This window comes from Bacteroides pyogenes (assembly GCF_014196225.1).
GTDB classification, from domain to species: Bacteria; Bacteroidota; Bacteroidia; order Bacteroidales; family Bacteroidaceae; genus Bacteroides; species Bacteroides pyogenes_A.
The window spans coordinates 1-23220 of sequence record NZ_JACIDI010000008.1; the positions used below are offsets into that span (position 1 = coordinate 1).

Sequence of the window (23220 nt, forward strand, 5' to 3'; positions counted from 1 at the left end):
GAGCGTGTGGAGCAGGTGACACTGTGCGTCTACCGTCCGGACGGGAGCATAGAACAGACCCTGACAATCTCCAAAGGCGAACTCATGAAGTTTCAGGGGACGGAACTCTACCTTCCCCAAGGGGAGTACACGGTGGTTTGCTGGGCGAATGCATCGGCAGAAAACAGCAAGCTCGGAGGGTTTCAAACTGGAGAAACCATTGCCGACCTGTTCCTTGAACATCCGAAAGCCGCAACTTCACAAGAGATCCCTACGCTCGACAGGCTGCTGTTCGCCACGGCAGACCTGAGTGTGAACGAGCGGAACGCAGGTGTGGAGACCGAAGTCAAGTTCAGCACCAAGACCATTCGCGTGAGCGTGCAGCTGAAAGGGATAAGCCTGCAACCTCAATTAAAGATGGGCGGTCTGGCATCCGCACTGCGTCCGATGAAAGATGATGACACGGGAAAATGGAAAGTGCTTCCGGTGGAGCAGGGAAAGACATATGTTCCGTCGGTGGAATACGACGGGACGAAGAAAGAGGCCGTAGCCGTGATAGACGTGCCGAGATTCGGAGCGGACACGCCCGCTCTGATAGAACTCAAAGACAACGCGGGAAACCACATCGTGCCGCCCATCTCGATAGCAGACCTTATCAGGAAGTACAACATACAGATAGGGGATGAAAACGAAATCGTGATTCCCATCGAGATTACATTTACCAACGGGCACGCGAAGATTACGATTAAAGACTGGGAAAACCAAAACGTAAAACCAGGAGGAGTCTGAAAGCCCGGAGTACGTTCTGAACGAAACATAGGTTGCCATACAACCGAATAACAATATTGCATATGATGAAAACAGATTTGATAAAGCGGATCGCGAAGCAAATGGCAAGCAATGTCATCCTCTACACGACTGTGTTGCTGCTCGCCGTAGCTTGTCGGAACGACGAGCCTGTTCCCTCTCCCGCACTGAATCCGCCGACAGGGCAAGACAAAGCGCAGGTGACCATTGCCATACATATACCCGGCATGCGCACACCCGGGACACGGGCAGTAAACGACGAAACCCTCGGATTTCCCATATCCGTACTCGCTTTCAAGGTGGAAGGGGGACAGGAGAAACTCAAATTCATGAAAGTATTTCAGACCCAGTCCGATTCGGGAGCACCTGATGTAAACACAGGGAGTAACCCGTTTGCCATGCACCTCAGAGGAATCGACGAAGGCGACTACAATCGTCTGTGCATACTCACCTCCACCGACGTCACGGGAAAACTGACGGCGGGAACCTCCACTTTCGACAATCTGAAACAATTGGATATTACCGGCGGAATGGACCCGGCGACGGGACAATACGTGAAAAACGAAATACCTATGTACGGAGAGCTGAAGCTCGCTACCCAGAACGGCATCTCCATCAAAGCAGGCGTACCCAAGGTCTTTACTGAAGAAGTCAAATTCCTGCGGGCGATGGCGAGAATAGAGGTCAAGAAACAACACGGTCCCGGAACCGTCGACGCAGTATTGGAAAAAGTATATTTCTGCCGTTCGGTGAAAAACGGACGTATATATGGCGATAAGGACAATTACACCACTACGCTGAATCTTCCGGGTTCGCTTGAAGCAAACATTACCCCGGTGGACTGCGGAAGTATCTCGCCTGCCAACATGACTGTCGAACAAAATCTTTCTACCCCTATATACGCATACGAGCAACCGGCTTCCGGCACGATAGGCACAGACGGGGCGCGAATTATCGTCAAGATAACCGGATTTCATAGTGGCTTCTACCCCATCGATTTCATCGACGACGGCACGCACGGAAAGCCGAAAGGAACGCCCATTCCCATTCGCCGCAACCATAAATATCTGTTCAACATCACGGCGGTGAATGCTCCCGGATATGCCACATTGCAAGAGGCGTTGCAAAGCAAGGAAATATTTACCAATGAAAACGGTATTACGGCAACGCTACTGACTGTAGACGAAAGCATGAAAAACATTATATTCAACAGTGGATATTACCTAACAATATCCGAAGATAAAATAACGGAATGGACTGACTCCCCGCTGACCAGACAAATAACAGTGCAAACAGACGTTCCCAGCGGATTTAGCATCGCTTGCTACAACCAAGATGGCAGCCCGATAACAGATAGTTGGCTTACCTCAAGTTCCGCCGGAGGAGGCGCGAACGCCCCGCAACAATTCACGATCTCCTTGAACGGAAATTACCGTGGCAGAACAGGCTATCTGGAAATATCCGCCGGACGGTTGGAAGCCCGTGTGAAAGTCATACTGAATCCCATTCCGCTGATGTATGTAGCGGAACATGGCTTGGTGGGGGGTTACACCGGAGCCGGAGGTTATGCCGTCATATCTACAAATGATGCGGAGAACTCTCCTGCACAGAAAGAACCCGAGGTACGGTGGGCTACCAGCCATAACAACGACCAGAACGGTTGTTACCCTTGCTATTTGACCAATGGGTCTTATCATTCCATTGTCAACCCGAATAGGAAGAACCTTTTTGCCGACCATCCTTTCTTGGCCGGTTACCACATGCCCGCTGCAGAAGAAATAAACGGGATTTTTTCCAACTTGAACTTCCAATTGAGTTCGGGACTTAATTCAGTTGACGGTGTCATGCCTGTCAGATACGGTAATATTTCAAAGACATATTATTGTGAAATAAAATCGGACGGCGGACCGATAGCATATGGCTTACATCTGCAATCTGCCGCCGGAGGACTCGGGACTGATTACCCCGGAGCACCGGATGACTCGGAACGTTGCGCCTACCGCTACGAGGCAGTAGGAACCCCAGGTAACAACAATAACTATTTCCACCTGAAAGTATCCAGCGTATGGGTAGGTGACGACTATTCGGTAGATATCGATGCGGTTGCCAATGAGAGTTTCTGGAATGCGCGTAGAACTCATACGGTTACTCGCATATTCCCTAATCCGGGACAAATAGCGAATTATAACGATCCTGTTTATCACCAAGGAAGTCTCCTACATAGAGGTAGTCTCAGGTTCTATTACTGGATTGCGACACCTCCATTGGCAGATACGAATTATGAATCCGGGAATCTGTCGCATCTCCCGGGGAATACCAACCGAAATGCGATGCAAGGAATGGCGGTACGCCCTTTCCTTAACCCTTGAATGAAGACATGTACGATAAGCAATAATTAACCGGACCTTGTTCTTAAACGAACGACGTAATCCGACAGTAGACAGAGGCAATATTCTGACAAATAAATTATGAAGACAAGAGATTTTATCATAAACATGCTTTTCGCTTGCTGCGCAATGGGAACCGTTGCATGCAGCGACGAAGCCGAACAAACGCCCGTACCCGACCGGGAAGCGACCATCTACCTGAATTTCAAGACAGCCGCCACCGAGCCCCATTCCGGCATACGGGCTTTGCAGCAAGCCGGTACACCGGCAACGGAACTTTGGATGGACGCGGGCACAGCGGACAGTGCTCCCACCGAAGGAAAAATGACTGCCGGAACTACGCGTGCGCCGATGACCCGCGCCGTGAACGAGGACGGCATACAGACCGTAGACCTGCTCGCATTCAAAACCGGAAGCAACCCCAACGACATAAAGCAGGGTACGTTTTTCTATCGCGTACGGGGCGAGTACGACCCCGCAAACCGCTCGGTGAAAGTACGCCTGATAAGCGACCCCCACGCCCAGACGCTTGTGCTCGTAGCCAACGCCCGCGACAAAGTAGACCGGCTCGCAGCCGCATTGGGCGAAGCCAAAGAGGATGTGATGAAGCGCCTCCTTGTGAGCGCTACGGCAGACGGACAACCCGACCTGAGCAGCGGGTACATGCCCATGTGGGGCGAACTGCCCAACCAGACGATAGACCCGAACTACGGCAACGGCACTTCGGCAACCGCGCCGAAGACGACCGTAACAATGATACGCCCCGTGGCAAAGGTGACGCTGAAATGCTCCGATGCACCCGGAAAGTCCTTCTTCGGGAAATTCGAAGAATTACGCCTGTACAATTATCGCAGTAAGGGACGCATCTCACCCGACAACTGCACAGCGCCCAATGCGCCGGGAATGACGGTGAACACGCCTACCGTGCCCGACAATGCGACAGTGGCGCAAGGCACATATAAAGAACTGCACAGTTTCGGTAATCCGGCTATCCTCGCAGGGCAAGAGAAAAGTTTTTATCTTTTCGAGGCGGACAATCACGCCAAGGCAGGCGAATCGGGGATGAAAGCCACCTGCCTCATCGTTCATGTCAAATTCAACAGCGCCACACCGGAAGGACAAGCTTTGGAAGCCAGTATCTCTCCACACTTCGGATATTACCGTATCGACTTCAGGGATTATGCTACAGACCAGTTTTTCGACCTGCTGCGCAACCACCACTACGTCATTGAAACTCAGAGCGTGGACAGTCCTCCGGCAGCAACGCCCGAAGACGCGCTCAATGGACAACATACCCTCAAATGCCGCATCGTTCCATGGAACCAAGTGCAGGAAGAGGTGAAAGTGCCGGGCAACAAACGGCTGACGGTGGATAAGAGAGAAGTGTATATCCCTTTCTCTGCGGCCACTACAGGACGCCCGCTTACCATCACCACCGAAAACACGGGAGGGTGGACGACAGCCGATGTCCCGGCATGGTGTACGCTGTCGAATACGCAAACAACGACAGACGGCACTGTTGTCTTGAACATAAAAGCCACGAACAAACTATACGCCAGAGGAAGCTTCAAACTCAAAGCCGGAGCGGCGGAAATGGAAATAAAAGTAAAGGTGGGCAAACTGCCACCCGAATATATGAGCGAATATAACCTTGCAGGAGGTTCTGCATACGGTTATATACCAGGAACCGGAGCCACTGCCGCACAAACCGACGGGCCGTTGCGTTGGGCCAATGACAACCAATTCGGCGCAAGCGGCTACTATAACTGGTATGTATGCACAGGAACAACGGATGCCACCCACAACCCGAATGGGCTGAAACTCTTCGAAGACCCCTTGCTGAAAGACAAATACCACCTGCCTTCGGCCGAAGAATGGGGAGGAATTCTGCCCCCGCATGGTTTTATTGCATGGAACAGTTATACAGAACTTACCATAAACGAAAGACTACGGCATGAGAAAATAAACATCGGAGGGCAAAAGCATACATACAAAAGCGAATATAAGCTCCTTTCACCATGGAAAATGTCAGCGCTTCGTTTTCAAAAAGGAGTGCAAGGAGCCAATGCCGAATATCCCCTCGCACCGGACAACTCAATGGTTTGCGCTTATTTCTACGAGCTAAAAAGTGTTAACTATCCCGGTGGATCATCAGGAAACGCCGTAAATATAAGAATCGTATATCTGGGCGGAGATGCCGCTATACCGACTATCAACCAGTTGACCGCCGCTTGGTGGCAAACGCAAGCACAGACCCCGGGCAGAGTATTCAACTATACGATAGAGCGCTCAGGATATTTATCTCCACTTTCCAGCAATCCTTCTTCAGGTATTCCGGGGGGCACTATACCCGGATCGGTTAGCCAGCTAAATACCGCATTTAATTTCTGGACATCTTCGCCTCCTCCGCCCGGCACCTCTCAGGCTTGGAGGTACGGATACACGGCTTTTGAGAATGGACACGCCATAGGTGAGGCCCATCAGCCTAAATACAGAGGCTACAGCGTACGCCCGTTCCATAACTATGACGAATAGCGTCGCCGTAATCCGCAGAACAGCAATCGCCGTTCTGCGGATTACGGCACGAAGGCATGGGCATTTCGAGCGGCAATTTGTTGAGATCTTTAACAATGATGATGAAATAAAAGTCAGCAGTGTAGGTGACACTGTTTTTGGGCAAGGCACGGGATGCGGCATCAGGCTCCCAACCAAGCCGGACGGAGCGATTGGTTAAAATATGTACATTCCCGACGGACGAAATTCTCCACGGAAATGAGTCGAACGCCCCTACCCCGGCCCGGAAACAGAACAGAAGAGACGGGGAATTGGGCAGGAAAAGAGTAGGTGGAAAAGACGGCGCGGCATCGAATTGTGAAAAAGCCGACACTGCGAAAACCACGGCCCGTTACTGAGGGTACCACGGCCTCTTACCGAAAGTAACACAGTCCGTCACTGAGGGTTCACGGTCTCTTACCGAGAGTAACACGGCCGCCACCGAGGGGACACGGTCCGTCACTGAGAGTAACACGGTCCGTCACTGAGGGTATCACGGTCCGTCACTAAGGATACCACAGTCCGTCACCGTGCTCCACCCCCTCAGGAAGCCCTTACAGGAGGGGTATCCGCCGAGCCCGTGATAAGGGGCGGAAATACACCGAAGACGACGAAAGCGGGAGCCGCACAAGCATGAAGCGCGAAAGCCCGGAGAGGCGGGAAAAAGGAATACACCTTTCTTCGGAAACTCCGGAAAAACAACGCGCAAGAGCATGAAAGAACAAATCTTTATTAACAAACTTAAATATTATCATTATGGCATTTTTTAAGAAAGTGAAACAGAAAATCAACGGCAAGTGGTATCCACGCGCCGTGACGGTGGGCAAACCGGTAACAACGGACCAAGTGGCCGACCGATTGTCGCAAATCTCCACCGTGAGCCGTGCCGACACGTTCGCCGTGCTCAAGGATTTGGGTAGAGTACTTGCAGACTACATGGCACAAGGGCGCACCGTGAAACTCGAAGGTGTGGGCACGTTCTACTACACGGCGAACGCCTCGGGCAAGGGTGCAGACACCGCGGAGGAGGTGTCGGCCAAGCAAATCACGGGCGTACGCGTACGCTTCATCCCCGAATCGACCCGCACCACAGGCAATAAAATAGCTACCCGCTCGCTTGTCTCCAACGAAGTGTTCTGGGAAGAATGGGGTGGAACAACCTCACAGCCGGGAGGCGTGCAAAACAATCCCGGAGATGGCGGAACTCCCTCGCCGGGAGGAGGTTCCGGCGGACACGGCGAGGCTCCCGACCCGGCAGGATAAAGATGACGGAATATTCATAAATCTTTCATTCATAAAATATCTTTTTTGTTCAAAACTCCCTGATCCGCCCCGGCTTTCGGGCAGAAGGGAAAGGAAATAAGGGAGTTTTTTACAATGTAAAACGAAACTTTAAACTTCTATGAACAAACGACACATCTGCCTCGCATTGCTCCTACTCGCTGTTCTCGGCAGCTGCCGGAACGAAAAGAAGGAAAAATCCGAAACAGAAAACCGCTACATACGCCTGCTGCAAGCCACTGCGGCATACAACCCTTTGCTGCTGGCACAAGAACAGTCGTTCGTCACCGATTCGCTTTCTGCCGACAGTCTGATGGCGTTCGTTTATGCACAGGACTACCTCTGTACATGGGCAGACTCTTACGCCGATACCGGAAGTTCCTCGCTGTGCACGGCTGCCAAGCGCATGGCCCGACGACTGCTGGAAGAGGGCAAGGAGGAAGAACTGAAAGTATTTTTCCGGGAGATTGCTGCACACGTCTTCAAACAAGGGTTGCAGCGTGCTGCGGCGTGCATTGCCGCCGCAGCCGAAGGGCTTGATGTGCCATCCACCGATCCCGGCGAAATAGCCCACCGCCTGCTCACCGCCTTAATGCTTAAAGACAGTCCTGCTCCACCGTTGACCCGGAGTTCGCCCCACGTGTCGCGCGGAAAAACTCTTCTGATATTCTATGAGAGTGATTGTGGCAATTGCGAGCGCACCCTCCGTGAAATCTGCTCAGCATACGGCACGCTCAAAGGGGAAGGAATACGCGTAGTATCCATCGGAGCGAACACGGACGAAAGAATGTTCGCCCGCAGGGCCGCCTCACTGCCGTGGGCAGAAAAGTGGAATGCTCCCGAGGGGTTTTACAGCCCTGACTTCATTGCATACGGTGTGGCCGCTACTCCCACACTCTACATCATAGGAAAGGACGGAAACGTGACAGGCTCTTTCCGGACATGGGAGCAGGCCAAAAAGGGCTTGTGCGGAAATTAAACCGTAACATGCAAAACCGCAATGACAAGTTGAAAAAACAGAAAAATCAAAATTAACAATCAAAACCATGAATTTACTTTTAAACCATGACGGGGACATACGGACGGAATTATCGATGCTGTATGCCAAACTCCAGATATATTACCTCATGCAAATATACCTGTGGCGCAAACATGATATAGAAAGGGCAAAGATATTCAAGGCACGACTGAAACAACTGCAAGATTCCGAAATAGAAGACAAGCAGCAGGATGTGAGCACGCGGACGCTATGCACGGTTTATATGCGTATGAGAGAAAGTTACGTGCATGAATTAGCTATGGTCGACAGAGTTCTGGAAGAGCATCCGGCATTGTTTCTTATGGAAAACGAGCAAATTATGGAGATACTTGAAAAAGAAACAGAGGATTACGCATCGAAAGGGGAATGTGATATTTAATTTTTGCAGCAACGACAGAAAGTTCCTTAATCACTTCTTAATCAGAAGTTATGATCCATTGTGCTACAATTTGACTTTATGCTGTGAAGCTTTTCAATAAATATTATGCAAATAGCCATTTGCGGCATCGGTCACTTTGTCAATCGTCTTCAAAAGGCTTGCAGTCACTTTTTTCACCTCATTCGAATACTCAGAACCACGCATACCCTCCAGCCATGTGAGAGCGGAGAGGGAGTCGGAAGCATTGATGACCGTAAACAGAGGAAGAAGCTTATGTGCCATATCTGCTATTTCATCTACATTTTTACGTTCCAATGCTTCTTTCATCCGCGCGGCATTCTTACCGGTTTCCTCAATAAAAGTCCGGATAATGGCCCGGGCAGCCTCCGGATCGTCTTCGGAAAACGCTGTCAGAGCAGAAAAGCAAAGCGAAGATGAAGAGTTCTGCGGTATATCAGAGGGCATATATCCGGTATTCTTCGTTATCCGGCGGATACCGACAGCTGACATCAGCTCTGCGACAGTGAAGGGTTTGTGCAGGCATCCCGCAAAACCGTGCTCACGCAGAATAGCTTCATCCATTTCACTCCGGGCCGTAACAGCAATAACAGGAATACTCCGGGCCTGAGGCGTATTCGATGTTCTGAGCAGGCGAAGCAGATCAAGCCCGTTGATAGCAGGCATTTGTATGTCGGTCAGCAAGAGGTCGAAAGTAAAATCCCGCAGTTGACACATCAGCTCGTCGAGTTGCTGGCAGCAAACTGCAATAATGCCTTGCTGCCGAAGCATGGCGGCCGTCAGCTCAAGCTGAATCTTGTCGTCATCTATCAATAAGACACGAAATTCTTCCGCAGGATTTGCCTGTTCCGCATCTTCATCCTTAGCCGGTGAAGTCTCGGTTTCTTTACGGCGGTTATTGTTATAAGCACTTTTCCCGACCGGATATAAAGGCAAAATAACCGTGAAACGGCTTCCTTCGCCCAATGCGCTATCGACACTGATTTTTCCTTCGAGCAGAGTCACCAGCTTATGAACGATCGAGAGTCCCAGCCCGAACCCCTCCGCTCCTTGAGCACCGGGCAAACGCGTGAATTCCTGAAAAATTCGTTCGCAATCTTCCACCGCTATTCCCTTGCCTGTGTCGGTTATTTCAATTGTCAACAACGATCTTTCGTAAGCGGCAGTCAAAGTAACGCTTCCTTCTTCCGTAAACTTCACGGCATTCGACAACAAATTATTTATAATCTGGCGCAATCGTAGCGGATCGCTCACATATCTCTCCGAAAGCTCGGGCGCAATGATACATTTCAGGACCAGGCCTTTTTCATCCGTTACCGGCCTGAAACTCACTGCTATCTCTTCGAACAGTTGTGCCGGAGTGAACGAAATACGGTTCACTTCCGCCTTATTCAAATCGAGCCGGTGGAAGTCGAGCAAATCGGTTACCAGTTTCAATAGATGATCTGACGAACTTTTCATGTTATCGAGATAAAAGCGCTGCCGTTCGTCTTTCGTCAAGCGGGAAAGGAGTTCGGTATATCCGATAATGGAGCTTAGGGGAGCTTTAAAATCATGCGTGATGGTCAACATCAGTTTTTCACGGGCAGCCAATAAAGCCTCCGCTCGTTTGTTTGCCTCTTCCAACTGTTTGCGGTATCGGTTTTTTCTCGTTATATCACGCATGACCAACATGAGGAATATGGCCGAAAGCAACACGCCGCCAACGGCTATGCCTCCTATGATGTGAGAAGAGCGTTTTCTGACAGACTGATAAAGTTCCGCTTCTTGCCTGGCTCGTTGCAGAATGTCTACTTCATACCCTTTAATCAAGCTATCCATCCGGTTGGTCAACAATTCGTTCATGCGCTGATACGCCGCACTGTTACGCCGGATGCTTGTCTTTGTCCTGATTCGTTTCCGGCGGGTAGCCATACGTATTTTGTGTTGAAGAGAATCGGTCGTGGCAATCGGTTCAAGAATAGTATCCGTAGCAAATTCAAGAGAAGTATTGACCAGTAGGGCAGTATCCTTTTTCGAAGGAACAAACACTTCGCCCAAACGTTTGAAAAAACCTTTTTTCTTGAGTTTCGTCACCAATGTATCCCGCTTGGTGATCACACGGTTTTGTACACGATGCCGCGTAATCACGGAATCTTGCTCCGAGATGATTTCTTCCACCTCCGAAGCAGACAGCAAACTATCATTCGCTTCATTCAGCACACGCAGCATCTCAATGGTATTCCGGTCTTTCTCGTGCAAAAGCAAGAGTATGCTGTCTGTTTTCAAATCCTGCAAATTATCTGCCGAAGACAAATTCTCCATTTCACGATAAACAAATATCAAAGAAAAAATAAGCATGGCGAGAAGCAAGGAATAGCCAACGGCTATTTTCAGTTTTGTAGAACGAAAAGAAGACATAAGTTGATTTTTTAAGTGTCAATCATCGAAGTACGCAACTTGATTTGCTGCCGAAAGCGCAACCAGAGCATTATGCCGGCACTGGTCAATCCAAAAGGGAATGCCATCCAGATACCAATTATCCCCCACTCTAATGTGAAACCACAGAAGTATCCGACAGGAAGAGAGATAAGGAAGTAGGCGATGAAGGCGATGAGCATCATCGGTTTCACATCCGAAATTCCACGCAAAGCATTGGCAAAGGTTATTTGCAATCCATCGCCAAACTGATAGACCAGAAAAGGAAGCACCAATGATGTAACCATTCCTGCCACTTGGGTGCTGTCGGTAAACCAGCCTCCCAAGTAATTACGACAAAGAAAAACAATCAAAGAAAGGGTTACCCCCAATGCCATCATCAAGTGAAAGCCGGCATAGACCGAACGGCGTACATTCAGCATATCTTCCTGTCCCTTAAAGTTACTGACTCTTACCGCAACAGCAGCTCCCATGCCGTAATACATCATAAAGGTAAACTGAGAAATGGTAAGCATGATTTGATGGGAAGCCAAAGCGATGGTGCCCAACCAACCGATCATTACGGCACTCAGGCTGAAAGATGCGGCTTCCATGCCCATTTGAAATCCTATGGGCCATCCGAGCGCATTTAAACGGCGAAGCACAGAGCGGGACCATCCCAAACGAAAAAAGCCGATTTTATAACGAAGGAAACGAGGGCTTCGGACAAAAACGGCAACAAATACCACCACCATCATAATGCGCGAAAACAAAGTACTGATTCCAGCTCCCAGCAGTCCTAACTCCGGAAAACCGAGTTTCCCATAGATTAATAGATAATTACCGATAATGTTCAGTACATTTCCTCCCAACAATATCCACATGGCGGTTTTTGTATCCGTTATTCCATCGGTAAATTGTTTGAATCCATTGAACAGCATCACAAACACCAACGACGCCAAAAGCACAAGATAATAGGGCTTTATCAATGGAATCAATTCTTCAGGTTGGCCAAGGTTCTCTACATTCAGCCAAAGCACTCCCATAATCACAGTGAGCAATACGGCTATCAGGAAATTGGCCAACAGGCTGCAACGCAATGCCTGTCCCGCAGGCGGGAACTGACGGGTTCCATACAGTTCACCGACAATAGGCGTAAGCCCATACGAAAATCCGACGCTGAATATAATGACTAAATTGAAAACATTATTGACAAAGGAAGCAGCTCCTAATTCTTCCGTACTATGATGCCCGATCATCAATGTATCGGCAAATCCGAGGATAATTACCCCAACTTGCCCGATGACGATCGGTAATCCAAGAAAGAACAACGCTTTATAATGGGACTTATATGTTTTATAAATATTTTTCATTTTTCTCTTTTTCTTCAATTATGATGTAAGTTCCATTCGTTGCAATCTCCGTCGAGACATTACTTTTTCAGGACAGAATTAACAGCTTCCTCAATGTAACCATATTCTTAAACAAACACAGTGCTGCTAACTAGCAGTTTTACAGTATGAGGGCTTTAAATTATGGCGGCTCTTCATATGTTTTTCAGGAAATCGGACAGTTCAATTTATAATACTGTCACTTTCAATATCTTCACATCTTCTTCCGGGCGATCGCTTCGGTCGGTCTTCACATTTTGTATCTTTTCTACGATTTCCATCCCCTCCACTACTTCTCCGAACACAGTGTATTCACCATCTAAATGAGGCGTACCGCCTACTGTCGTATAAGCTTTTATCTGTTCCGGCGTGAAATGGAAATCCGGTTCTTTCCCAGCCTCTTTCCGCGCCTCTTCAAACAGTTTTTCCTGAAGTTCATAAAGCCCGTCTTCATCATTCGCTTTCCGCATTTTATAAATTTCCTTCATGTGCTTCTGCGCCAACGCATTGAAAATAATATTCACACGGTTTTCATTCTTCCGGTTTTCCATATTCAATAGTGTAGAGTCATTGAATACTTTTCCTGTCACGATGTAAAACTGACAACCGGAAGACTCCTTCTTCGGATTGACATTATCACCTTGGCGGGCGGCAGACAAGGCCCCTTTCTTATGAAAGAACTGCGGATACGCAAATTCTGCCGGGATCGTATATCCCACATCGCCGCTCCCTAACATTTTTCCTTTAGGGGCATTCTTAGAATCGGGATCTCCCGCCTGAACCATGAAGTCTTTGATGACACGGTGAAACAAAGTTCCTTCATAGACTCCTTGCTTTGCCAACTTTATAAAATTATCACGATGTTTTGGTGTCTCGTCGTACAACTCAACTTTAATATCTCCTAAACTCGTTTCAATCTTTACCAACGTCCGGCTATCCATATTTCCTTCTTTTTTTATCCTGTTTTTACAACCGATGAGGCTGCTAAACAATACAATTAATACTAACAACGACGTATTTTTCATAACACTTTTGTTTTATTTAAGTCTGCAAAGATACTATTTTCACATGGAATCTCTTATCTTTGCGCCTTAAAAGAGGCAAAAAGGTCGCAAAATGAAATCGATATTAATTGTTGAAGATGATATTACTTTTGGGATGATGCTGAAAACCTGGTTAAGCAAGAAGGGGTTTGAAGTATCGTCTGTAAGCACGGTTTCACGTGCTCAAAAACAGATTGAGGAAAAAACGGTCGACTTAATTTTATCCGATTTGCGCCTGCCCGATCAGGAAGGTATCGATCTCTTGAAATGGATGAACAAACAACAAACCCGGATACCTTTAATTATAATGACCGGCTATGCCGACATACAGTCGGCCGTGCAAGCCATCAAACTGGGTGCGGGCGATTACATAGCAAAACCGGTGAATCCGGAGGAGTTGTTGAAAAAAATATCGGAAGTGCTGAAAGAAGGAAGCAGCTCCACCTCATCTTCCAAGCATAAGACAAGTGTTGCAACAAAGTCGGAATCTGAAGCTGACGAAAAACATCAAAGCTCTTTTCTCGAAGGAGAGAGCGATGCGGCCAAGCAGCTTTATGGATACGTAGATCTGGTAGCTCCGACCAATATGTCGGTTCTCATCAATGGTTCCAGCGGAACAGGAAAAGAATATGTAGCACATCGCATCCATCAACTAAGCAAACGCAGCGATCAAGCTTTCATCGCAGTCGACTGCGGTGCAATTCCCAAAGAGCTTGCGGCATCCGAATTTTTCGGGCATGTAAAAGGTTCTTTTACCGGAGCCTTAACAGACAAAACGGGAGCTTTTGTTGCAGCTAACGGCGGTACCATCTTTTTAGATGAGATAGGCAATCTCAGCTACGAAGTGCAAGTGCAACTACTTCGTGCCCTGCAAGAGAGAAAAATCCGACCGGTAGGATCAACTCAGGAAGTCAATGTAGATATCCGCCTTATATCCGCCACTAATGAAAACTTGGAACAAGCCATAGAAAAAGGCAGTTTCCGGGAAGACCTCTATCATCGTATCAATGAGTTTACATTGCAAATTCCGGATTTAAAAGACCGAAGCGAAGATATACTCCTTTTTGCCAACTTCTTCCTTGATCAAGCAAACAAAGAATTGAACAAGCAACTCATCGGGTTCGATTCCAAATCATCTCAAGCCTTGCTCAACTATCATTGGCCGGGAAACTTGCGTCAAATGAAAAACCTTGTAAAACGGGCAACCCTATTGGCTCAAGAGAAAATTATCACTATTGAAGATTTGGGAGCGGAAATTTTAGAAACTCCTCCCACCACCTATGAGAGTAGCATGGCTTTGCACAATGAAGAAATGGAAAAAGAGCAGATCCTGGAAGCGCTTCGTCAAACAGGAAATAATAAAAGCAAAGCCGCCCGGTTACTGAATATAGATAGGAAAACATTATATAATAAATTAAAGCTATACGACATTCGGCTATAAACAAAAAAGTGTGGAATAATTCTACAATCCAATCCACACATTCCACACATTATCAACATCCTCTCACACTTCCACAAGTGCACATTTATTTAAAGATCAAAACATTATGCCTTATTTATCAGTTTGGCACAAGCTTTGATGTTTTTTAAGTACGAATAATGACTGATTATCAGACATAAAAAATATAGAAACAACCGATTCCTTAACTTGAAACGAGAGAGAGTTGAATTTTATTTTATTGAAGAAAATCATTTAAGCAAACAGTGATGAAAAAAATTGTCTTAGTAGTAGCAATGTTTATGTTTGTTTGTAGTGGTTCATTCTTGGTGAAGGCTCAGAACTCTGCAAAAGCTGTGATAGCCCCGGCAGATGTTACACTAGCCGTTGTAGTCAATGACACAATATCTCCTGACACGATTGTCAAAGATACGACTGCCAGAGATACAACAGCAGTACCTGAGCCCACCAGGGAGGAGCCTGATACTGAACCGACAGAACAGCCTGCCGAATAACAGTAAGCACACTACAAAAAGCCATCCCTACTTGTCTATTCCGGGGATGGCTTTTTTATACTACTCAAACTCTTTCCACAAAACACTATCCGGCAAGGGAGCCTCAACCTCGATAAGTTTTTTCGAAACAGGATGCACGAATAATATTTTTCGGGCATGCAAACAAATACTTCCATCCGGATTCGACCGTTGGGCCCCGTATTTTAAATCCCCTTTAATTGGACAACCTATTTTAGACAACTGGCAACGAATCTGATGATGCCGTCCGGTTTTTAAATCTACTTCAAGCAGATTATAGTTCTTCGAACGCCCAATCAGGCGATAACACAAAACGGCCTTTTTCCCATCGGGCACTTCCTTATCGTAAGCATAACTTTTGTTCTGCTTCTCATTACGCACTAAAAAGTGAGCTAATTCACCTTCCAGCTCATTCGGAACATTTTTTACAATAGCCCAATAAGTCTTTTTTACCTCGCCCGTACGAAACATTTCATTCAAGCGAGTCAGTGCTTTGCCTGTTTTGGCAAAAACAACAAGACCGCTCACCGGGCGGTCCAATCTATGAGTAACACCGAGAAAAACATTTCCGGGTTTCTGATACTTCTCTTTCAAATACTGTTTTACTGTTTCCGAAAGCGGGGTATCTCCGGTTTTATCTCCTTGGACAATCTCAGAAGCGGTCTTGTTAACTATAATAATATGATTATCTTCGTATATAACAGTCATCCTGCACGCTACATGTTCATACCACCGTCTACCTGAATTACTTGGCCTGACACGTATGAAGACATATCAGAAGCAAGGAAAGTAGCGATATTCGCCACATCTTCAGGGGTTCCGCCACGGCGCAAAGGTATTTTTTTAGCCCACTCTGCTCTTACTTCTTCTGAAAGAGCTGCCGTCATATCCGTCAGAATGAATCCGGGAGCAATGGCATTTGCACGGATGCCGCGAGAACCCAACTCCTGAGCTATAGATTTGGCCAAAGCAATCATGCCGGCTTTGGAAGCGGCATAGTTAGCCTGTCCGGCATTGCCATGAACACCTACCACAGAAGCCATATTGATAATGCTGCCCGATTTTTGCCGCATCATCACGGGTGTACAAGCGTGAATAAAGTTGAACGCAGACTTCAGATTTACATTGATTACCATATCCCACTGTTGTTCGCTCATACGCATCATCAGTCCATCGCGAGTAATACCGGCATTGTTCACCAGAATATCGATACGTCCGAAATCTTTTTGAATCTCTCCTACAACTTTCGCCGTATCTTCAAAATTAGCTGCATTCGAAGCATATCCTTTTGCTTTCACACCCATTGCTTCCAGCTCTTTGGCTGTCTTCTCAGCATTCTCATCGATAAGAAGGTCGGTAAATGCAATATTTGCTCCTTCGGAAGCAAATTTCAAAGCGATTGCCTTACCAATACCACGAGCGGCGCCGGTAACAATAGCTGTTTTTCCATCTAATAATCCCATACTATAAAAACTATTTAATTAAAATTCGGTTCTACGCAATGCGCCAAATACAATGTTGACCACATATTTCTTTCTTGTATCTTCATCCAAATGAGCACCTATTTGCCCGCGAATATAAGGAACCTCAATTCCTTTCACACAGTAGTGCACCAAATCGGAAATCATTTCAATATCATCAATCTGAAAAACTCCTTTAGCTTGCCCTTCTAAAAGAACTGCCTTAAAAAGCAGTTTTTCTTTTGCATCGAATTTCTTACGAACTTTTTCTACTTTCCATATATCACGGAAAAAGTCAGCGCGCAACGTACCGTTCCGATAAACAACCTCTTTTACCGCATCCAAGCGGGTATATATCATCTCCAGAATCTTTTGATCCGGCGAAATGTCTTTTCCCGCCACCCGCTTCATCATATCCGACAAGATATCGAGTTCGGACTCGACAACAGCCAAATAAATCTCATCCTTGCTTTTAAAATAAGTATATAGCGTTCTCCTACCTTTTTTAGAAGCAAGAGCGATATCATTCATTGTCGTATTCTCTACCCCCATCTTTGCAAAAAGCTGGCGGGCGACATCGACTAATTTGGCTTTTGTTTTGGACACGGTCATAGGTTACAATTGCACAATGCTAAATATTTTGAGCAAAAGTAATTCTTTTCTTTAGATCACACAAGAAAACAGACGGAATCTTTAATACTCGCGCATGCGAATAACGTTCAGGAAAAGATCAGGAAAAAGAGTTTAGCATTCTTCTCTACATCCACATCTGGCAGAACATACAGAATATATTAAAATATTCAATAACGGGGTCCGCAATAGGCGATGAGCCTAGTACAATCGAGTCAGTAATAAATCTCAGAACCTTAGCTTTATCGGGTTCCTGAGAAATAATGAAAGTTTGCCTTTTTCTTTAAAACGATTATTCGTCTGTCGCTTGTGTTTTATTCGTCTGCCGAATGAGAGACGAATAAAACACAAACGACGGACGAATGCAACACGAATGGGAGACGCATAAACTTTACTATAAAACCGGTAAAGCATTGCAGTGAAATGAACAACATATTGCTTACACATTCTAATTGTTTTAAATTCAGTAATTAGATACAATGACTTTTCAGAAATAGAAAGCGATTTTTATATATCAAAAGCGAAGCATCAAAACAGGAGCCAGGAGTACTCAATCACTTTTTTTTGAAAATAATATGGAAATAGTTTGCATATTCAAAAATAAGCAGTACCTTTGCACCCGTTAAACATCGCGGAGTGGAGCAGTTGGTAGCTCGTTGGGCTCATAACCCAAAGGTCGTCTGTTCGAGTCAGGCCTCCGCAACTAAAAAAAGTTGAGGATGATAATATTGGTTTTCAATATTTCATCCTCAACTTTTTTTTAGGGAAAGACTAATAGATTTTGAATAGTGTAGAGATTATATCAAATCGGAAAGAATAAAAAAAATCGAAAGCTTGGTTATACAAAAAAAGAGTGACCATTTGCGGACACTCTTCTCACTTCTCAAATAAGTTATTTTCGAGCCTCTTGTCGGATTCGAACCAACGACCCCGAGATTACAAATCACGTGCTCTGGCCAACTGAGCTAAAGAGGCGGGTGGGTAAGCTGACTATATCGCGCCGCTACAACCAACTACCTTTGCTGCGATCAAGCCCTGGAGGATTCGAAGGGAGCTGGCCGTATAGGACTTACCCGTTTTGCGGTTGCAAAGGTAGACATTTTTATTTAACTTGCAATACCTTTCGCCTTTTTTCTATCGTCCCAAAGCTAATCAACTACTTTTCAAGTAACTAAACAACAGAAAAATTTCTCGCAAAACACTTAATGCAAACCTATCAATTTTAAAATAAGCATAATTTTTCTCATCAACCGATATTATTCTTATCTTTGCATTCTATTCAAATAATTAAAGATGACAGAGAACAGAAGCTATTTACAAAAATATGCCATGCATTTCGGCACCCATATGGGGGTATATTGGATACTGAAGTTTATCTTATTCCCTTTAGGATTCCATATCCCTTTCCTCTCTCTCTTATTCATTGTATTGACTCTGGCTGTACCGTTTATCGGCTATCATTACGCTAAAACTTATCGAGATAAAATATGTGGAGGAGTGATTTCTTTCACCCATGCTCTTCTCTTTAGTTTATTTATGTATATGTTCGCTTCATTGCTTGTTGCAGTAGCCCATTACGTTTATTTGGAATTCATTGATCATGGATTCATTGTCAATTCCTATACTCAGTTATGGGAGGAATTGGTGATAAAAACACCCGCTTTAGCAGAACATAAAGAAATCGTGGAAGAAACAATTAATGCAGTAAGTTTGCTCACTCCTATCAATATCACCATGCAACTTTTATCCGGCAATCTCTTTTGGGGCGGCATATTAGCCATTCCCACCGGATTGATGGTCATGAAAAAAAAACAATCGGGGAATACGGAATTGCCGCGCTTTTAATTCTCTTGCAATTCACGTTTTCTAAAATAAATGCAATAAACAGTAATTGGCCCAATGAATATATCAGTTGTAATCCCATTATTCAATGAAGAAGAATCACTACCCGAACTATATGCTTGGATAGAGCGGGTAATGAATACCAATGGCTTTTCATTCGAAGTAATCTTTGTAAACGATGGAAGCACAGACCATTCGTGGGAAGTGATAGAACAACTCAAAGCAAACTCTAATCACATAAAGGGAGTTAAATTTCGTCGCAACTACGGCAAATCACCTGCTTTGTTCTGTGGATTTGAGGAAGCGAAAGGCGATGTCGTAATCACAATGGATGCCGACTTGCAAGACAGTCCGGACGAAATACCCGAGCTATATCGCATGATTGTTGAAGATGGTTTCGATTTGGTGTCGGGATGGAAACAAAAAAGATATGATCCGTTGTCGAAAACACTGCCTACCAGACTTTTCAATGCTACGGCACGCAAAGTATCAGGAATAAAAAACCTGCACGACTTTAACTGCGGTTTGAAAGCTTACCGGAATGAAGTGGTGAAAAACATCGAAGTGTATGGCGAAATGCACCGTTACATTCCCTATTTGGCAAAGAATGCCGGATTCAAGAAGATTGGCGAGAAAGTAGTACATCATCAGGCACGAAAATACGGAACGACTAAATTCGGGCTAAATCGCTTTGTCAACGGATATCTCGATTTGCTTTCTCTTTGGTTTCTTTCGAGATTCGGAATCAAGCCGATGCACTTTTTCGGCTTATTAGGTTCACTTATGTTTATCATCGGCATGATTTCAGTCATCGTCGTAGGCGGCAGTAAACTATATGCCATGTACAAAGGACTTTCTTACCGACTGGTAACCGACTCTCCTTATTTCTATCTGTCGCTTACAGCCATGATTATTGGAACTCAGCTGTTTCTTGCCGGATTCTTGGGCGAATTAATTTCACGCAATTCCCCGGAACGAAACAAATATCAAATAGAAAAGATAATTTAAGATTTACCCGTAGAGGTAAGAAGATTATGGAGTATAACTTAGTAACTGGTAGATTGTAATTATTATGAAGAACTTAACTTATCTACTTCTGTGTTTGCTCATCCTCACAGACATTATGATTGTCAACAGCTCGTGCTCGGATGAGAATGATTGTTCACTGACCGGACGCCCGATGATGTACTGTGCACTATACACCATCGACCCTGAGACACAAAAGGTTCTGAAGGACACACTCGAACAACTCACTGTTACCGCTTTGGGAACCGATGAAGTGATTATCAACCAGGAAAAGAATGTACACAAATTACAGCTTCCTTTACGATATACCGGTAACACTACGGTATTTGTTTTTCATTACGATCCTGCACAACCCTCTCTCTATACAGATACATTGTATATCACCCAACAAAACACTCCCTACTTTCAGTCGATGGAATGCGGCTATATGATGAAACAAAGCATTCTTACTGCCCAAATAACAAATGGAAAACAAGCCGACCAACCGGAGAAAATGGAGTCAGTGGAAATAAAAAACAAAGAAGCTAACACCAATGAGATACAGAATTTGCAGATTTTCTATAAGTACCGCGATCGTACCGAGACTAATTAGTTTTCTGATCATCTTATGGATAGGCCTTCCGGCGACCGGACAACAACGTTACCAGAATCCGACGCCTAAAAGAGACCAAAAGAATAAGAAAAAAGAAGTTGCAGCAGTCGATACCATTCCGTTATATAACGGTATATATATGGGTGTCGACTTGTATGGCATGGGTGCAAAACTTTTAGGGAGCGACTTTATCAGCTCCGAAATCAACGTAAACATCAATCTTAAAAACAAGTTTATCCCTGCTTTTGAGTTTGGTATGGGAGCCACAGACACATGGAACGAAACGGGAATACATTACAAGAATAAACCATCGCCTTTCTTCCGCATAGGTATAGACTACAACACAATGGCGAAGAAAGCAGACAAAAGCAGCTTTCTTTACGCAGGATTCCGTTATGCTTTCAGTTCTTTTAAATACGATGTATCAAGCATGCCCGTCGATGATCCGATTTGGGGAGACGAACTTCCGAATCCCGCACTTGAAGATGAGATCTGGGGCGGAAGCGCTCCTTTCGACTATCAGGGGATGAAGGGATCTATGCAATGGTTGGAATTCGTATTGGGAGTAAACGTTCGCATATACAGGAACTTTCACATGGGTTGGACTCTCCGGATGAAATACAAAACAACAGTTTCTTTCGAAGAAAACGGCAACCCATGGTACATACCCGGTTATGGCAAATACAAATCGAACAATATGGGAATAACATATTCTCTTATCTATAAACTGCCTTTTTAAAAAAACAATGAGAGGATTGGAAATATGGCTGCTTGCAATAGGCTTGGCGATGGATTGTTTCGCTGTATCTATTGCAAACGGAATTCTGTTGAAACATATCCGATGGAAACCGATGTTGGTTACGGCTTTTTCATTCGGGCTGTTTCAAGCCGTCATGCCTTTCATCGGCTGGATGTGCGCCCGAACATTCAGCCACTTGATAGAAAGCATAGATCATTGGATCGCATTTATTATCCTCGTATTTCTCGGAGGAAGAATGATTTACGAATCTTTCAAAAACGAAGAATGCCGATATGAATTCAACCCTATGAGCTTAAAACTCGTATTTACCATGGCTGTAGCAACCAGTATAGATGCTTTGGCAGTCGGTATTTCGTTTGCCTTTTTAGGAATTCGCGATTACAAGGCAATCGTCCATCCTACCCTTATTATCGGCTTTGTTTCATTCACAATGTCCCTTATCGGAGCGTCTTTTGGCATTCTATGCCGAAATGGATATGCCCGAAAAATAAAAGCAGAGCTATGTGGCGGGATTATTCTTATCCTTATCGGAATGAAAATATTAATCGAGCACTTATATTTACAATCATAAAGAATATCTTCTAAATAATAAAAAATAACAGGTATGAAAAGTAAGAAAAGTTTTTTTTGGTTGACTTTCCTGATTTTAGCAAGTATATGGATATTAGTTAGAAAAAACCGTGAAGCAGATTACAAAAGCATCACCGGGCTTATATTCGGCACTGTATACAATATTACCTACCAAGACCGAAACGAACTCAAGCCGGAGATTGAAGCTGAATTGAAACGGTTCGATCAATCGCTCTCGACTTTTAACGACAGCTCAATCATCAGCCGAATCAACCGTAACGAGGACGTTGTAGCAGACAGCCTTTTCTTGAATTGCTTCAACCGTTCTCTTGAAATCTCGCGCGAGACCGAAGGGGCTTTCGATATCACGGTAGCGCCCTTGGTCAATGCATGGGGATTCGGATTCAAAAAAGGGAATTTTCCGGATTCATGCACGATAGATAGTTTACTACAAATCACCGGCTTCCGGAAAGTAGAGCAGAGAGAAGGGAAAATCATCAAGCAAGATCCCCGAGTGATGCTTGATTGCAGTGCTATAGCCAAAGGATATGCAGTAGATGTAATAGCAGATTTCCTCAACAGGAAAGGCATAAAAAATTTCATTGTAGATATTGGCGGGGAGGTTGTGGTGAAAGGCGACAACCCGAAAAACGGATTATGGAGAGTAGGTATCAACAAACCGATAGACGACTCTTTATCAGTGAAACAAGATATCCAAACAATTCTGGAATTGACAGATCACGGCATGGCTACATCAGGCAATTACCGCAACTATTATTACAAAGACCAGAAGAAATACGCCCATACTATCGACCCACGGAACGGCAATCCGGTACAGCATAGTCTGTTATCTTCAACCGTAGTTGCCAAAGACTGCATGACGGCCGATGCGCTTGCTACCGCTTTCATGGTAATGGGACTAGAGAAAGCTATTGCTTTCTGCCAGACTCACCCAACAATTGAAGCCTATTTTATCTATAGCGACGAGAATGGCGAATTTAAAACTTATCTTACTGAAGGAATGAAAAAATTTGTATCCCCTGCTAAATAATATGCCAGTAGGACTGTCTACAAAGTGAAGTGCACCCTAAAAGT

At 45.4% G+C, this 23220-nt stretch carries 21 protein-coding genes and 2 tRNA genes; 16 read left to right on the forward strand and 7 right to left on the reverse strand.

Annotated features, from left to right (window positions below):
- From GGR07_RS06890 to GGR07_RS06920, 7 genes are all read left to right on the forward strand, one after another.
- The coding region (locus GGR07_RS06890; RefSeq protein WP_183200475.1) for a FimB/Mfa2 family fimbrial subunit at window positions 1-768 on the forward strand (768 nt) is incomplete at its 5' end.
- Between the two features lie 62 nt (window positions 769-830).
- Window positions 831-3155, forward strand: coding sequence for a BACON domain-containing protein (locus GGR07_RS06895; protein WP_122056651.1), 2325 nt, complete (start codon window positions 831-833; stop codon window positions 3153-3155).
- 99 nt (window positions 3156-3254) lie between these two features.
- On the forward strand, window positions 3255-5708 hold the full coding sequence (locus tag GGR07_RS06900) for a BACON domain-containing protein (protein ID WP_147298168.1): 2454 nt from the start codon (window positions 3255-3257) through the stop codon (window positions 5706-5708).
- 125 nt (window positions 5709-5833) lie between these two features.
- Complete coding sequence (locus GGR07_RS06905) at window positions 5834-6085, forward strand: hypothetical protein (RefSeq protein ID WP_021646046.1); 252 nt, start codon at window positions 5834-5836, stop codon at window positions 6083-6085.
- Window positions 6086-6482: 397 nt separating this feature from the next.
- Window positions 6483-6989, forward strand: a complete 507-nt coding sequence (locus tag GGR07_RS06910; protein WP_034542829.1) for an HU family DNA-binding protein — start codon at window positions 6483-6485, stop codon at window positions 6987-6989.
- Between the two features lie 139 nt (window positions 6990-7128).
- Window positions 7129-7986 (forward strand): peroxiredoxin family protein, encoded by an 858-nt coding sequence (locus GGR07_RS06915; protein ID WP_021646480.1) that lies wholly within the window; start codon window positions 7129-7131, stop codon window positions 7984-7986.
- A 67-nt stretch (window positions 7987-8053) separates the two neighbouring features.
- Entirely contained in the window at window positions 8054-8425 is a 372-nt protein-coding gene (locus tag GGR07_RS06920; RefSeq protein WP_021646479.1) for a hypothetical protein, read from the forward strand.
- Window positions 8426-8518: 93 nt separating this feature from the next.
- Here the strand turns inward: GGR07_RS06920 and GGR07_RS06925 are convergent, their stop codons facing one another.
- The 3 genes from GGR07_RS06925 to GGR07_RS06935 form a co-directional block, all read right to left on the reverse strand.
- Window positions 8519-10843 carry an ATP-binding response regulator gene (locus GGR07_RS06925; RefSeq protein ID WP_034542824.1) on the reverse strand — a complete coding sequence of 775 codons (2325 nt, stop codon included), beginning with the start codon at window positions 10841-10843 and terminating at the stop codon, window positions 8519-8521.
- An 11-nt stretch (window positions 10844-10854) separates the two neighbouring features.
- Window positions 10855-12213 carry an MATE family efflux transporter gene (locus GGR07_RS06930; RefSeq protein WP_034542858.1) on the reverse strand — a complete coding sequence of 453 codons (1359 nt, stop codon included), beginning with the start codon at window positions 12211-12213 and terminating at the stop codon, window positions 10855-10857.
- A 206-nt stretch (window positions 12214-12419) separates the two neighbouring features.
- The gene (locus GGR07_RS06935; RefSeq protein ID WP_122056653.1) at window positions 12420-13256 is read right to left on the reverse strand and encodes a peptidylprolyl isomerase; all 837 of its coding nucleotides are present in this window, start codon (window positions 13254-13256) and stop codon (window positions 12420-12422) included.
- 91 nt (window positions 13257-13347) lie between these two features.
- Here GGR07_RS06935 and GGR07_RS06940 point away from each other — a divergent pair, with 91 nt between their 5' ends.
- Window positions 13348-14715 carry a sigma-54-dependent transcriptional regulator gene (locus GGR07_RS06940; protein ID WP_122056654.1) on the forward strand — a complete coding sequence of 456 codons (1368 nt, stop codon included), beginning with the start codon at window positions 13348-13350 and terminating at the stop codon, window positions 14713-14715.
- Between the two features lie 266 nt (window positions 14716-14981).
- Window positions 14982-15227 carry a hypothetical protein gene (locus tag GGR07_RS06945; protein ID WP_021646474.1) on the forward strand — a complete coding sequence of 82 codons (246 nt, stop codon included), beginning with the start codon at window positions 14982-14984 and terminating at the stop codon, window positions 15225-15227.
- Between the two features lie 60 nt (window positions 15228-15287).
- On the opposite strand, the gene GGR07_RS06950 is transcribed toward GGR07_RS06945, so the two are convergent.
- The 3 genes from GGR07_RS06950 to GGR07_RS06960 are packed head-to-tail and all read right to left on the reverse strand — an operon-like array spanning window position 15288 to window position 17317.
- Window positions 15288-15953, reverse strand: a complete 666-nt coding sequence (locus GGR07_RS06950; protein ID WP_021646473.1) for an RluA family pseudouridine synthase — start codon at window positions 15951-15953, stop codon at window positions 15288-15290.
- Window positions 15954-15961: 8 nt separating this feature from the next.
- A complete protein-coding gene (gene fabG, locus GGR07_RS06955) occupies window positions 15962-16708 on the reverse strand; it encodes a 3-oxoacyl-[acyl-carrier-protein] reductase (protein ID WP_034542822.1) in 747 nt (248 codons plus the stop codon).
- A gap of 18 nt (window positions 16709-16726) precedes the next feature.
- Entirely contained in the window at window positions 16727-17317 is a 591-nt protein-coding gene (locus GGR07_RS06960; protein ID WP_021646471.1) for a TetR/AcrR family transcriptional regulator, read from the reverse strand.
- A gap of 648 nt (window positions 17318-17965) precedes the next feature.
- Here GGR07_RS06960 and GGR07_RS06965 point away from each other — a divergent pair.
- A tRNA-Met gene (locus GGR07_RS06965) sits at window positions 17966-18038 on the forward strand.
- Window positions 18039-18236: 198 nt separating this feature from the next.
- Here the strand turns inward: GGR07_RS06965 and GGR07_RS06970 are convergent.
- Window positions 18237-18310, reverse strand: a tRNA-Thr gene (locus tag GGR07_RS06970).
- A 318-nt stretch (window positions 18311-18628) separates the two neighbouring features.
- On the opposite strand from GGR07_RS06970, the gene GGR07_RS06975 reads away from it, so the two are divergent.
- The 6 genes from GGR07_RS06975 (at window position 18629) to GGR07_RS07000 (ending at window position 23176) form a co-directional block, all read left to right on the forward strand.
- Window positions 18629-19180 (forward strand): DUF4199 domain-containing protein, encoded by a 552-nt coding sequence (locus tag GGR07_RS06975; protein WP_256680603.1) that lies wholly within the window; start codon window positions 18629-18631, stop codon window positions 19178-19180.
- Between the two features lie 54 nt (window positions 19181-19234).
- Entirely contained in the window at window positions 19235-20185 is a 951-nt protein-coding gene (locus GGR07_RS06980; RefSeq protein WP_034542820.1) for a glycosyltransferase family 2 protein, read from the forward strand.
- A 64-nt stretch (window positions 20186-20249) separates the two neighbouring features.
- Window positions 20250-20795 carry a DUF6452 family protein gene (locus tag GGR07_RS06985; RefSeq protein WP_021646468.1) on the forward strand — a complete coding sequence of 182 codons (546 nt, stop codon included), beginning with the start codon at window positions 20250-20252 and terminating at the stop codon, window positions 20793-20795.
- Window positions 20737-21534 (forward strand): DUF6048 family protein, encoded by a 798-nt coding sequence (locus GGR07_RS06990; RefSeq protein ID WP_172545197.1) that lies wholly within the window; start codon window positions 20737-20739, stop codon window positions 21532-21534. Before GGR07_RS06985 ends, GGR07_RS06990 begins: the two co-directional genes overlap by 59 nt.
- Before the next feature lie 7 nt (window positions 21535-21541).
- On the forward strand, window positions 21542-22126 hold the full coding sequence (locus tag GGR07_RS06995; protein ID WP_122056655.1) for a manganese efflux pump MntP: 585 nt from the start codon (window positions 21542-21544) through the stop codon (window positions 22124-22126).
- A 33-nt stretch (window positions 22127-22159) separates the two neighbouring features.
- Window positions 22160-23176 (forward strand): FAD:protein FMN transferase, encoded by a 1017-nt coding sequence (locus tag GGR07_RS07000; RefSeq protein WP_021646465.1) that lies wholly within the window; start codon window positions 22160-22162, stop codon window positions 23174-23176.
- Window positions 23177-23220 lie beyond the last annotated feature (44 nt).

Excerpts from the sequence above, each read along its gene's own strand:
- GGR07_RS07000 (WP_021646465.1), top strand. The coding sequence starts at position 22,160 with ATGAAAAGTAAGAAAAGTTTTTTTTGGTTGACTTTCCTGATTTTAGCA.
- GGR07_RS06925 (WP_034542824.1), bottom strand. The coding sequence starts at position 10,843 with ATGTCTTCTTTTCGTTCTACAAAACTGAAAATAGCCGTTGGCTATTCC.
- GGR07_RS06945 (WP_021646474.1), top strand. The coding sequence starts at position 14,982 with ATGAAAAAAATTGTCTTAGTAGTAGCAATGTTTATGTTTGTTTGTAGT.
- GGR07_RS06940 (WP_122056654.1), top strand. The coding sequence starts at position 13,348 with ATGAAATCGATATTAATTGTTGAAGATGATATTACTTTTGGGATGATG.
- GGR07_RS06910 (WP_034542829.1), top strand. The coding sequence starts at position 6,483 with ATGGCATTTTTTAAGAAAGTGAAACAGAAAATCAACGGCAAGTGGTAT.
- GGR07_RS06950 (WP_021646473.1), bottom strand. The coding sequence starts at position 15,953 with ATGACTGTTATATACGAAGATAATCATATTATTATAGTTAACAAGACC.
- GGR07_RS06975 (WP_256680603.1), top strand. The coding sequence starts at position 18,629 with ATGACAGAGAACAGAAGCTATTTACAAAAATATGCCATGCATTTCGGC.
- GGR07_RS06900 (WP_147298168.1), top strand. The coding sequence starts at position 3,255 with ATGAAGACAAGAGATTTTATCATAAACATGCTTTTCGCTTGCTGCGCA.
- GGR07_RS06915 (WP_021646480.1), top strand. The coding sequence starts at position 7,129 with ATGAACAAACGACACATCTGCCTCGCATTGCTCCTACTCGCTGTTCTC.
- GGR07_RS06920 (WP_021646479.1), top strand. The coding sequence starts at position 8,054 with ATGAATTTACTTTTAAACCATGACGGGGACATACGGACGGAATTATCG.
- fabG (WP_034542822.1), bottom strand. The coding sequence starts at position 16,708 with ATGGGATTATTAGATGGAAAAACAGCTATTGTTACCGGCGCCGCTCGT.
- GGR07_RS06985 (WP_021646468.1), top strand. The coding sequence starts at position 20,250 with ATGAAGAACTTAACTTATCTACTTCTGTGTTTGCTCATCCTCACAGAC.
- GGR07_RS06960 (WP_021646471.1), bottom strand. The coding sequence starts at position 17,317 with ATGACCGTGTCCAAAACAAAAGCCAAATTAGTCGATGTCGCCCGCCAG.
- GGR07_RS06935 (WP_122056653.1), bottom strand. The coding sequence starts at position 13,256 with ATGAAAAATACGTCGTTGTTAGTATTAATTGTATTGTTTAGCAGCCTC.
- GGR07_RS06980 (WP_034542820.1), top strand. The coding sequence starts at position 19,235 with ATGAATATATCAGTTGTAATCCCATTATTCAATGAAGAAGAATCACTA.
- GGR07_RS06895 (WP_122056651.1), top strand. The coding sequence starts at position 831 with ATGATGAAAACAGATTTGATAAAGCGGATCGCGAAGCAAATGGCAAGC.
- GGR07_RS06995 (WP_122056655.1), top strand. The coding sequence starts at position 21,542 with ATGAGAGGATTGGAAATATGGCTGCTTGCAATAGGCTTGGCGATGGAT.
- GGR07_RS06990 (WP_172545197.1), top strand. The coding sequence starts at position 20,737 with ATGAGATACAGAATTTGCAGATTTTCTATAAGTACCGCGATCGTACCG.
- GGR07_RS06930 (WP_034542858.1), bottom strand. The coding sequence starts at position 12,213 with ATGAAAAATATTTATAAAACATATAAGTCCCATTATAAAGCGTTGTTC.